The organism is Bradyrhizobium sp. P5_C11_2, from assembly GCF_054049755.1.
Map to the genome: position 1 here is coordinate 1 of NZ_JBFULT010000236.1, position 10868 is coordinate 10868.

The 10868-nt window shown below is 64.4% G+C and carries 10 protein-coding genes and 1 pseudogene; 2 read left to right on the forward strand and 9 right to left on the reverse strand.

Annotated elements, in window-relative coordinates:
• A pseudogene (locus ACXJL8_RS21470) lies at positions 1 to 267 on the forward strand (transposase); the annotation flags it as partial.
• 529 nt (positions 268 to 796) lie between these two features.
• On the opposite strand, the gene ACXJL8_RS21475 reads toward ACXJL8_RS21470, so the two are convergent.
• The 6 genes from ACXJL8_RS21475 to ACXJL8_RS21500 all read right to left on the reverse strand — a co-directional run bounded on the left by ACXJL8_RS21475 (position 797) and on the right by ACXJL8_RS21500 (position 5403).
• Positions 797 to 1069, reverse strand: a complete 273-nt coding sequence (locus ACXJL8_RS21475) for a hypothetical protein (protein WP_456685532.1) — start codon at positions 1067 to 1069, stop codon at positions 797 to 799.
• A complete protein-coding gene (locus ACXJL8_RS21480; protein WP_456685533.1) occupies positions 1066 to 2298 on the reverse strand; it encodes an acyltransferase family protein in 1233 nt (410 codons plus the stop codon). The genes ACXJL8_RS21475 and ACXJL8_RS21480 overlap by 4 nt, the downstream gene beginning before the upstream one ends.
• A gap of 117 nt (positions 2299 to 2415) precedes the next feature.
• On the reverse strand, positions 2416 to 2595 hold the full coding sequence (locus ACXJL8_RS21485; protein ID WP_456685534.1) for a hypothetical protein: 180 nt from the start codon (positions 2593 to 2595) through the stop codon (positions 2416 to 2418).
• A 154-nt stretch (positions 2596 to 2749) separates the two neighbouring features.
• Positions 2750 to 3859, reverse strand: a complete 1110-nt coding sequence (locus ACXJL8_RS21490; protein ID WP_456685535.1) for a helix-turn-helix transcriptional regulator — start codon at positions 3857 to 3859, stop codon at positions 2750 to 2752.
• 502 nt (positions 3860 to 4361) lie between these two features.
• Complete coding sequence (locus tag ACXJL8_RS21495) at positions 4362 to 5066, reverse strand: sulfite exporter TauE/SafE family protein (protein WP_456685536.1); 705 nt, start codon at positions 5064 to 5066, stop codon at positions 4362 to 4364.
• Positions 5067 to 5244: 178 nt separating this feature from the next.
• A complete protein-coding gene (locus ACXJL8_RS21500; RefSeq protein ID WP_456685537.1) occupies positions 5245 to 5403 on the reverse strand; it encodes a hypothetical protein in 159 nt (52 codons plus the stop codon).
• Between the two features lie 164 nt (positions 5404 to 5567).
• Here ACXJL8_RS21500 and ACXJL8_RS21505 point away from each other — a divergent pair, with 164 nt between their 5' ends.
• The gene (locus ACXJL8_RS21505) at positions 5568 to 6413 is read left to right on the forward strand and encodes a hypothetical protein (protein WP_456685538.1); all 846 of its coding nucleotides are present in this window, start codon (positions 5568 to 5570) and stop codon (positions 6411 to 6413) included.
• 74 nt (positions 6414 to 6487) lie between these two features.
• Here ACXJL8_RS21505 and terL read toward each other — a convergent pair whose 3' ends face one another.
• The 3 genes from terL to ACXJL8_RS21520 are packed head-to-tail and all read right to left on the reverse strand — an operon-like array spanning position 6488 to position 10005.
• On the reverse strand, positions 6488 to 8014 hold the full coding sequence (gene terL / locus ACXJL8_RS21510; protein ID WP_456685539.1) for a phage terminase large subunit: 1527 nt from the start codon (positions 8012 to 8014) through the stop codon (positions 6488 to 6490).
• On the reverse strand, positions 8011 to 8481 hold the full coding sequence (locus tag ACXJL8_RS21515) for a hypothetical protein (protein ID WP_456685540.1): 471 nt from the start codon (positions 8479 to 8481) through the stop codon (positions 8011 to 8013). The genes terL and ACXJL8_RS21515 overlap by 4 nt, the downstream gene beginning before the upstream one ends.
• Before the next feature lie 9 nt (positions 8482 to 8490).
• Positions 8491 to 10005 (reverse strand): DNA modification methylase, encoded by a 1515-nt coding sequence (locus ACXJL8_RS21520; protein WP_456685541.1) that lies wholly within the window; start codon positions 10003 to 10005, stop codon positions 8491 to 8493.
• Positions 10006 to 10868 lie beyond the last annotated feature (863 nt).

Here is a 10868-nt window from a genome sequence, read left to right on the forward strand (position 1 = left end):
TCGTCTTCCTCGACGAGACTCGTCTTCCTCGACGAGACCGCGGCCGCCACCAACATGGCCCGCCGTTACGGACGCGCCCCGTGCGGTGAGCGGTGCCGGCTCCTCGTGCCGCAGGGCCACTACAAAACTACCACCGTCACAGCCGCCCTGCGCAGCACCGGCCTGTGCGCGCTCAGTCTCGTCGATGGCGCCACCAACGGCGCCCGCTTCCGCAGCTACGTCGCCGACAGCCTCGTCTCGGTGCTGCGACCCGGGGACACCGTCATCCGAGTTCATAGAGTTCGTAATCCGAGTTTGCCTGCATGCACTCGGCGGGATCTGCGCCCTTGAGCGTGGGAGGCGAGACTTGCAGGGGGGCGATCTCCTGTCCCAGCGCCAAGCCCAGGAAGGATCCACTACATACTATATTTGATAGTGTTACCAGCGTGATGGCAGCTGCACATACGACACGCATGGGACGCCTCCGAGATAGTCGAATGCATATTGTTTGTGCATTTAGATGTTTTACAGACTTGACATTAATTGCTGATAGAAGTTACAGCCTTATTGCACCATTCAGATAAAACTGTTCGAAGTTTTTGTCAGACAAAATTCTATAATATCGTGACTTAGAATGATAAGTCGACAGCTTATATTATATAAAATTAATTCTCACAAATTTATAAGCTCAACGCGTTTTTATCATCATTGAAGTATCGATTTCGTATCATTCCATATTTGCTGCACAATCCGAGTGAAGGTTGCCGATCCGCGTAATATCGATGCAAGTTGCCCGTCTACCGATTACTTGGTTACTTCACGGCGATCGCGCCGTGTCCGGATCGTCGCCTTTGTTGGAGGCGGCCTGCAGCGACAGGGCCGCATGAATGCTGAGTTCATCGAAGCGCTCATCAGGATTAGGCGCGAACGTCATCGCTGCTTGGATCAGCACGAGCGCGGCCGCGACCACCGCCACCCCGATGAGCAGCTGCGTTATGGCCACAGCGTGCGCGCGAGCGGCGTGGATCAACGCGCAGCCCAACACGAAGGCGCAGACCTGAGTGGCCGGAGCGAGCAGGCTGGCGCTCATCGAGACGTCCTCACTGGCAGCACGGCGGTCAATTGGTTCAGGAGCCATCCGGGCCTCAGTCCCTGCGGCATAGCCTTACCGGAGGCGGTCCGGCCGATCCGCTCCGCGACACGGCGGCTCCAGTCCCGCGCTGGGCCTTCGATCCGGCGGTTCGTCCAAGCCGACACGACGAGCACAAGCCCGACATAGGCCAGCACCAATGCATCCGCGGCGAGCGCCGAGCCCAGAGGCGACACCCGCACTGGGATCACCGCAGCCGCGTCCGGCAGCAGCCAAGTCGCTCCAACTCCAACGCCCAGCCGCAGCATGCCCTCGAGGGCGAACCAGACCGGCACGTGCACGAGGTAGATCGAGAACGACAGCTCACCGAGCCGACCAAGGACGCGTGCCGCGAGGACTTGCGCCAAGCCACCCTCATCGAAGGCGAGGCATAGAACCATGGCGGCAAATGCGAACGGAATGACGAGTGAGGCGGCACCGCTTGATGGGCATGACGCGACCGTCAGCGCCAGAGCTGTCGCCGCGATTTGTGTGTGGGTGCCGAGGGTCGCCCCACAAGTTCGCAGGCGCAGGTAGGCCGTATAAACGAGTGTGCCGAGGAAGAACGACAGCAGGCAGCGGAAGACCGCCGCGCCGGAAGTGGCGGCAAGGCCCTCAGAGCTGTGCGCGACGGCGGCAAGCCCGACGCACGACAAGGCAGACCAGACCACGAGGCGGCCGCGGCGCAGTGCCAGCACGGTCAGCCCGAACAGAATGTAGGTCCAGAACTCRACCGCAATGGACCAGCAGGGATGGTTCCACATCCATGTCAGGCCAGGGATCAGCCCGAAGGTCATGGTCGCTTGGGCAAGAAGCGGCCCTACCCCAGTGAAGCCCGTGAAGACTAGCCGGCCTGAGGGAAAGCCGGCGTGGTCGGCCAGAGCGAAGCCCAGTTCCAGGGCTACGAAGGCGGCGAGCACCGCAAAATGGAGCGGCAGCAGGCGGCCGGCGCGCTTGAGGGCGAATCGGACGAGATCCCCCGACGTGCGCACGCCGCCATAGGTCGCGGCCATAACGAAGCCGGAGAGGACGAAGAAGAAGTCGACAGCGTAGAAGCCGTGGCGGACTGGCAGGAGGTCGTAGCCGTGCCAGGTCCAGCGCAGGTGGTAGAGGACGACGAGCAGGGCGGCGAGGCCGCGCATCGCGTCAAGCGCGATCCAGCGGCCTGCCAGGGCTGATCCCGGAGGCATGAGCGATCACCTGAGTTGTGGGCGTCCCCAACCCACGGTCGAGGTGCAGGGCCTCTACAGCGCAAGACACCGGGAGCTGTTGGCTTTCCGGTGCAGCCGATCAATCAGTTGGGCTGACTATGGCCCGACGAACACGAGCGGCGTTGATGCCGCCGCAGTGCCATTCGTGACGGCTGCGGCCTCAGAGATCGGCAGCACAATCAGCATTGTGGCCCAGAACGCAGCTGCGGCAACAACAAGCGCCGCGGCATCCAAGCGAAAATTGCGTCGAAGTGCCGATTTCGGTGCAGTGTTCATGGAGATACCTCCAGGCGATACAAATTACTGCGGCGCATTTGAAGTTAGGCGAAGCGTTGCTGGGTAGCCTCCGCCATTTAGCGGACAGCAAATCGACCTCTAATCACAAATCGGTGAGGAAGACCGAGATATTCAGCGCTTGAGGACGACGTAATTATCGACTGTCCCTCAAAGGCGACCCAAGCCCAATCACAACGCGTAATAGATCTGACTGCCGCTTCGTATCTGTTTTTCTGAACAATGCGTCGAGATGGGTCTTTACCGTGGAGCGAGCAACGCCTAGTACTTTGCCTGTTTCAGCCAAAGTGCGACCATTAAGCAGCTGTGCAAGTACTTGTAGCTCACCGGGTGTGAGCTGAAAGATTGTGTTCGCTGATGAAAGCGGCGTCACGAGTTCTTTTTCCGGCTCGCGCAGCAGAAGCAGAAACGGCTCACCCATCGCTTCGCTGACCTTCTGGAGAGCAATCCATGAAGCGTGCAGCACCCTCTCGCCTCGATCCACGACGCGCATGTCTCGCCCCCGGCCGCCCTGCGATCCTTTGAGACTGGCAACAAGCCGCATTCCGTCCGTGCTCACGCCGGCCAAGCGCCCCTGGTGCTCGCGCAGGATGCTGGCCCGCTTAAGTTCGGCTTGTGCCTGGGCATTCCCGAACACAATTCGGCCGTCGGGATCGAGGACCAGGGCGGCCGCAGTCAGGGCATCGAGGGCACTGCGCAAAGTGCCAGTTTCGACCTGCTGATATCCTAGAATACCGGAAATCAACACAGAGCGGCGGAGATGAGGAGCAATAACGCGCGCAAATTCAATATCTTCGTCAATAAAATCGCCTAAGCTGGATTTTTTCGAAAGACCAAAATGACCGAACTCAGTCAAGGCTCGCGTTAGCGGAACGCCAATATAATCTCCATGATCACGATTGATGAAGCATTGGCGCCAATATAGACTCCTATGCAAAGCATCGACAGTGACATACTGTTCGCGACTTTTGCACATTGGTTCGAGAAGTGGATGAACAAGGCCCATAGGAATCAATGGATTGAGGTGAATGTTAGCCTGCGCGAGCGCTAGCAACTCGGTGCTCCAACCCCATTGCGCCGCCATCCTGCTGTTGCCCGCGGTCGGATTGTAAACCGCCAGATCGGCTAAGTAAGCTTGAATGATTTCTGCGATTTCTCCCAAGGTATTCGGCCACAACATGGTGTCGAGCGCACAGTCGTAGATGCGTCCGATTAAGGCAGAGAAGGCAGGATCAGCTCTCATCATTGTCTGACCTCCGGCAGTTGAAATGCACTTGCGCGCGTTCCAAGAACGCACGTGCGCGCGGTCCTCGATCGCACCTGAATACTCTCTAGCTGCGGGAGCAAAGGACGGGCCACCGTATCGGTCCGAGCCGATTTGCACATCCCCTCGAAATCTCCTTGCCTTCACGGCCAATCAGCCAGCATGGAAACTGAAATGCGGTGACAAGCGTCAGCAGCGGCAATGCAGCAGACGTCGCGCCGTGTTGTTCAACGCAATCTACCCTCAGCGTCCGATTTAGCCAGTTTGATTTGAGTATACCCAAATCAAATCGACCTGCCGTTCGCGATGGGTGGCTTCCCGTGCCGTGGTCAGTCGCTGGTGCAGCGCGGCGTTTTCGGACGCGAGAGCGAAGGACAGGGCAGTCACGTCACCGCCCATCCCCGCCCCTACGCACTCGATCCGAGCGGCGCGTCTAGTGCCGCGGAAGGCCGGCCACAATGGCGTTCGTCAGATCGTCCAGTCGTTACAACAGGTAGCTCACGCCTGAGACGATCATGAGCAGATTGATCGCTCGCGCGAAGTGCAGATCTGACAGGGTCCGGTAGCAGAGCAAGCCTATGGCTGTACCGAGCAACGATCCCGGCACGCACAGCAGGTCGCCTAGTTCAACGCCGTGACCGGCGGATGTCCCATGCACGAGGCTCAAGGTCAGCAGCGCGGCCACCTGCATGATCAGGATGAACGGCTGAAACAGAGCACGCTGGCGATCCTTGTCCCAGCCCTTCATGGCGCACCAGATCGTCACGAAGGCACCGGGGAAGCCAACTGCGCCACCCGTGATGCCGCCGAGCACACCGACTGCGCCATCAAGCGCCGGGTGCTGCCATCGTACGACGACCGGGCGCCGTAGCAGCATGTAGGTCCCGTAGAGCAGGAGAAAGATGCCGAGCGCGTGCGTGTAGACGCCTCGATCAACATGTAGGAGTAGCCACACCCCCCAAGGTAGGCCAAGCGCCCCGCCAGCGAGGAAGACGGCCAGCACACGCCAGTCGACAGTCTGCCGAAGAGCCCAAACCATGGCGGCCTGATTGGCAACACTGCACAGCATCATGATCTCGACCACTTGGACCGGGTCGATGGCAAGGTGGAACAGTAGCGCGCCGCAGATGGCCGAGAAGGCGAAGCCGCCGATGCTGGAGAGCGCTGCTGCGGCGGCAATGTCCACCATCACAGTTGCGCTCGGGGCGCCCGAGTGATCGGCCGAGATGAGGCAAATGACGGTGGCGCCTAGTAGTAGCGCCTCGTACCAGCTGCTGCTGATCACCTGAGCGCAAGCGCGCGCGAGGGAGCGCCGCGGCGAGACCTGAGCCTCGGTCGCGGACGGCGCCCCATTGGAGGGCGACACGTCAGTCCGTCTCGATGTGTGTGGCGAGCGGTATTATCATGGCGGCTTCGCTCGCCTCAGTTTGAGCAAGCTCGGCTTCGTCGATCGGCCGGGCGAACCACGAGAAATGACACAGGCCCGTAAGAACGAAAGCCGTGATGAACAGCGTCGTGATCCGCATGGCGCCCTCCGGTCAAAAGAGAAATCGCGGCAGCCTTTTCCGGGCCGCCGAAGCAACCTGCGTTTCGGATTGAAGCAGAGACGCTAGGGCCGCCGCATCCCCCAATTGGTGGAGCATCTGTCTGTGTCGTTGCTCCACGCATCCGACGCGAAGTCGTCGGCCAGATGCTCGATTACGCCGCGAACTCGGTCCTGCACTGGCCGCTGGACACCTTGAGAGCCCAATTCGGGGCGCGATGCGAGGCGGAGAGCCGTGATTCCGGCGAGGTGCTGCGGGACCTCATCGGACCGGATGCCGAACCGGAGGCTTTCTGGGAGGCCGTGCGCACCAACCTTCAGGCCGGTCGGGTGCGGCTTCTATTCGTCGCCGACCGCGTGCCGCCGGAGCTCCGGCGCGTCGTGGAGTTCCTGAACCGGCAGATGCAGCCGGCCGAGGTTCTGGCGGTCGAGCTTCGCCAGTACGAGGGACAGGGCCTGAAGACGCTCGTGCCGATCGTGCTCGGCCGGTCGGAGGCCACCAAGGATCGCAAGGGCTCCTCGAGCCGTGCAGCGCAGCCGAAGCGAACTTGGGACGAGGCTACTGTCATGGCGGAGATCGCAGCCCGCGGTGACGAGGCGATCCTGGAAGCCGCTCGCGCGATCGTGGCCTGGATCCGTCGCCGCGCCGACCGCATCGCCTTCAACACGAACCCGAGCTTCGGCGCGCTCGGGGCGGTGTTCGAGGTTGACGGGGTCGAGCTCTCCGCGCTGCGGGTCTTCACCGACGGGACCATGGCGGTATACTTCGAGTACATGCTGGGAAAGCCGGTGTTCGACGCCCTCCCCTTGCGGCAGGAGCTCCTCGATCACCTGAACGCCGTCCCGGGCATTCGACTGCCGCCGGACGCCGTGTCGAAGCGCAAGACCATCCCGCTCGCCGGCCTGTCGGCCGAAGCGATCGCGGCGTTCCTCGCGGCCATGGACTGGTTCGTTGACACCCTCCGCGCCGGATCGAGCCCAGCGGGAGATTGACCATACGCCCGCACCCGCTCGCGAGGGCCACACTCGGTACTGCCCTCCCCGGCCGCTGAGCGATCCCGATGCGATCAGCCCAGCTGCGGCGGCCCATCGAACGCCCTCGATCCAGACCGGTCACGATGCCGATCGGGCGCCTCTTCGTCCTCCGCCACGGCGCGGCGTTCGACCGTTCTCCGCGTCGGGTTGCGGCGCGGCAGCGGCTGGAGGCTCGCCGTCTTCGCGACCAGATAGTCGAGGGCCTGAGAGGTCGCGTCGACCTGATCGTCGCTTCGGCCGAACGGAAAGGCCAATAGCGCGCTGACGTAGTCGTGGGTCCAAGGCTCCGACGCGGGTATCCACACCTGCCCGGCCTCGAACCGGGCGCTCTGCGCAAGAAGCCGGGCACGCTTGTCGTAGCGGGGCCGCCGCAGGTGAACCCGAACGCCGCTCGTGCGCCGGATGTCCTGCTGCAGGCTGCGGCCGAGCTCGGTGTCCTCGATCAGGGTCTCGTCAGGACGCCAGGCGCGGACGGTCTCGAGGATTTTGTTGCGCAGCTCCGGCGTCTCCCACCGGCCTCGGACCAGCTCCAGCAGATAGTAGTTCTCCCCGTCCCAGCCCCAGAGCATGCCGACCGAGTAGCTGCTGGTCGCGTCCAGCGTCGAGGCCGTGTCCCAGCTGGCCACGAAGTATTTGAGCACCGCAGCGTTGGGCTCGCGGTCGAAGTACTTCAGCCATTTGCGACGGATGACGTTGCCGTCCGGGGGCACGGGATCCTGCAGGTACATCGCCGCGAACGTCATCGAGCCGACGGCGCGCCGCATCTCCTCGAGCGCTTCCCGCGGCTCACGCTCGGCATCTAGCACCTCGCCGGCCCGGCGCTGGTAGATGTCGTGCTCGTGTGGCCCGATCCGATAGCATGCCGCGTCCGATGCGATCGCCGGCAGGACCAGCCGGTCCCAGTCGCCGCTCCGCTGCACCTGGCCGATGAGGTCGTCTTCGTGCAGGCGCTGCGAGATCAGGACGATCGCACCCTTGCGTTTGTCGTTGAGGCGGGTGCGATGCGCGGTGTTCCAGAGCTCCATCTCTCGGCGCCGGACGGCCTCCGAGAAGGTCGCCTCCGGGCTCATCGCGTCGTCGCCGATGATCAGATCCGCGCCGCGTCCGAGGACCGGCCCCGAGATAGACACGCCGAAGCGGTAGCCGCGCTCGGTCGTGATCGTCTCGAGCTTACGGTCCCCGCCCCGCTTGATCCGGAACGCCGGGAACGCTTCCTGGAACCATGCGCTGGCGACGATCGCCCGGAAGGCCGCCGCGTGAGTCTGGGCGAGGTCGGCGGAATACGAGGTGCAGATGATCCGCAGCCGTGGATCGCGGCCGAGCCGCCAGGCGGTGAACGCGACCGTGACGATGAGCGACTTGCCCGAGCGCGGCGGCACGTTGACGATCAGCCGCCGACTCTCGCCCGCCTCGACGCGACGCAGCGCCTCGGCGACGGCGTGCAAGTGCCAGTTGTCGACGAATGGGGTGCCGGGTTCGAGGGTAGCGAAGCAGCGCTCGTAGAACAGCATGAAGTCCGTGCGGAGCAGCGCCCGGTACAGGCGAGCCGCCGGGTTCATGCGTCGACCTCCGGCTCAAGCTCCTGGTCGCGCGGGTCGCCGCCTAATGGATCGTCGTTCGAGATACCGCGACCGAGTCGGCGCAGACGCCGTTCGGCCGCGCGAAGCAGCGCGGCCTCCTCCTCCGGTGAGAGGTCGTCGTCGTCCGAGGTCCCCGCCGTCCGGGCGAGTCGATCCTGCCGCCGCCGGTCGAGCAACTTGGCGGCCGAGACGTTGCGGCGTGACGCCGCCTCGAACAGGAAGTGGTCGATCGCCTCGTCACGGGTGACCCGCACGGGTTTGCCGTCGATGCGGATGCGGATCGTCCCGTCGAGGAAGTCCTGCTTCGGCTTGGGCCGCCCCTTGCGCCCCCAGGGGTTGCGCCGCTCGCCCTCGCGAATACGGAACTCGGCCGGCGGCCTTCCGTAGCCGACGGCCTCGTCATCCGGTGCCCCCGCGGGGGCGCCGGCCTTGCGATGTCCAGCCATGGCGCGACCTCACGCGGTCACGATTGCGGCGCCGCTGGAGCGCTCCGCCCGGGTCTGCGCGAAGGTGCGTCCGGTCGCCTCAAGGACGGCCTCGGCCCGTGTGAAAGCCTCGAGCCGCCGCACGGCGGTGTCGGCGTATACCGGGTCGATCTCGGCCCCGTAGCCAACCCGCCGCGCCCGGTGCGCGGCCAAGAGCGTCGAGCCGGCGCCGGCGAACGGGTCGAGCACCGCCTCCCCGCGCAGCGTCACGTCGAGGATGGCGTCGTGCAGCAGCGCGACGCTCTTGGGCGTCACGTGGCCCACGAGATCCTCGTCGCGCATCCGGCCGAACGCGTTGGCGCCGGCGTAGTGCCAGACGTTCGAGCGCCAGCGGCCGTTCCTGCCGAGTTCGACGTTGTTGACGTGGGGGGCTGAGCCGAGCTTGAAGGCGAAGATCAGCTCATGCTGCGAGCGCCACAACGAGCCCATACCCGCGTTCGACTTGACCCACGGGATCAGGTTTTTGAACGAGGCGTACACCTCGCGGCCCGCCACCATAATCTCGTAGGCGTGTCGCCAGTCCATGAAATACAGCGCGAGCGACCCGTCGAGGGCGTGCTCGGCGGCATTGCGGAAGGCGGTCGTCAGGAAGGCGATGAATTCCGCCTCGGTCATCTCGCCGGACGCCATGGCGAACTCGCGCGCGCTGGCGCGGCCCGAGACGTGCCCGGCCACGCGCACGTTGAACGGCGGATCGGCCAGGACGAGGCGCGCGCGGACCTGCGCCATCAGGCGCCGCAGGGTATCCGGGTCGAGGGCGTCGCCGCAGATTAGGCGGTGGCCGCCCTTGAACACCCAGCAGTCGCCGAGCTGGGACACGGGCGGCCCAGCCGCCGACCCGGGCAGCGCGTCGGCCTTGTCGGCCTGGGCGTCCACGTCGCCGGTGTAGACGTCGATCTCGCTCGTCGAGAAGCCAGTGAAAACGGCCAGATCTGGGTCGGCGTCGAGCACGTGGGTCAGCTCGACCTTCAGCGCCTCCGCCTCCCAGGTGGCCATCTCCTCGATCTTGTGCAGGCTGAGGCGCAGGACGCGGGCCTCGTCGTCGGAGAGGTCGTCGACGTAGGTGACCGGCACCTCGGGCAGGTCGAGGGCGTGGGCAGCCTCGACGATGCTGTGGCCAGCGATGACGGCACCGCCACGCCGGACGAGGATCGGGCGCACGACGCCGAAGCGGCGGATGTTGCGCTGAAGGGCTTCCTGCTGACGCTTGCCGGCGCGGCGGAGGGCACGATTGCCGGCGGTCAGCCTGTCGAGCGGGACGTACTCGACGGAGATCCGGCGATAGCCGGAATGGGCGGTCCGTACCGGCGCCGCGGCCAAGGCCTCGCACTTGAGGTTGGCCGCCGTGGGCGCAACGGTCCGGGTGGCGCGTTCAAGAGCACGCTCGAGCGACGTCGAAGCGAGCGCCGGCACGATTGGGTCGACGGGACCGGAAGCCGGGTTTGGGCTGGTGCGGATGCGCTTGCGCGCGACGGGAGCGGTCATCTCATCCTCGAGAGGCACGCCGCAAGCGTGTGGAAGGGCACGACGACCGTGCACTTCGACAGGGCTTGTGACAGAGTGCCTGCATCGAGGACCGGGGACGGTCCCTGATCAGAGTCCCTCCACGGATGGGCGCCTGAGCCGTCCGCTTGCAATCAGCATCGGCCAGCCGAGTGGGTACTGTCAAGTAGCCGATCGAACCGCTGCCTCGGGGCGACCGCGGTAAGTCGACCCGCCGATCCAATGTCTATTTTTGCATCGCATTAAATTGCCATTTCGCGGGGCGCAGAATTCCCATTTCGCGGGCGCTCAAAGCGGAGACCGGTTCGAGCCTGACTGCGTCCACCACCAGGCTTTCTCGCCCGGTGGTTTCTTGAATCAGGCCGGGCACTTAGCCGGGCCGGCGAGACGCGATGGTACCCCACGTGGCACCCCGCCTGTCACCCCTGGCCGGACCGTGTTAACCACCTTTTTTCGCGCGCGGCGGCCCGACCGCGGCGCCGCCGGTCCGAAGGACTGGCCGCACGAACCTGTCTGAATCCGAGGAATGTCGGCTCGCGTACGCCCCGGCCCAAAGGCCGCTCCGGGACCGCCTCAGCCTGAAGGGGCCCGACGAGGCGACCGCGCGTCCGGACAGACGCGGGAGGCGCGCCAGGCGAGGACACGCCTTCGCTGTCGCTAGCCTAGCTGTGCAGTCCCGCGGTGTGGTGGCATCAATTTAGCTGTAACCGCCGCACACCGGGAGGCGTTATGGGACAGGTTCTTCACGGCTGCGCCACGACCACGCACGCGGTCAGAGCAACGCTACAGCGATCGAAAGCTCCGCTCAAAGATCTTGCCGCCCAGCATGGACTGAACCCCAAGAC

Coding starts and splice junctions, on each gene's coding strand:
- ACXJL8_RS21490 (WP_456685535.1), bottom strand. CDS start 3,859: ATGATGAGAGCTGATCCTGCCTTCTCTGCCTTAATCGGACGCATCTAC.
- ACXJL8_RS21505 (WP_456685538.1), top strand. CDS start 5,568: ATGCTCGATTACGCCGCGAACTCGGTCCTGCACTGGCCGCTGGACACC.
- ACXJL8_RS21515 (WP_456685540.1), bottom strand. CDS start 8,481: ATGGCTGGACATCGCAAGGCCGGCGCCCCCGCGGGGGCACCGGATGAC.
- terL (WP_456685539.1), bottom strand. CDS start 8,014: ATGAACCCGGCGGCTCGCCTGTACCGGGCGCTGCTCCGCACGGACTTC.
- ACXJL8_RS21500 (WP_456685537.1), bottom strand. CDS start 5,403: ATGCGGATCACGACGCTGTTCATCACGGCTTTCGTTCTTACGGGCCTG.
- ACXJL8_RS21485 (WP_456685534.1), bottom strand. CDS start 2,595: ATGAACACTGCACCGAAATCGGCACTTCGACGCAATTTTCGCTTGGAT.
- ACXJL8_RS21520 (WP_456685541.1), bottom strand. CDS start 10,005: ATGACCGCTCCCGTCGCGCGCAAGCGCATCCGCACCAGCCCAAACCCG.
- ACXJL8_RS21475 (WP_456685532.1), bottom strand. CDS start 1,069: ATGAGCGCCAGCCTGCTCGCTCCGGCCACTCAGGTCTGCGCCTTCGTG.
- ACXJL8_RS21495 (WP_456685536.1), bottom strand. CDS start 5,066: ATGGTGGACATTGCCGCCGCAGCAGCGCTCTCCAGCATCGGCGGCTTC.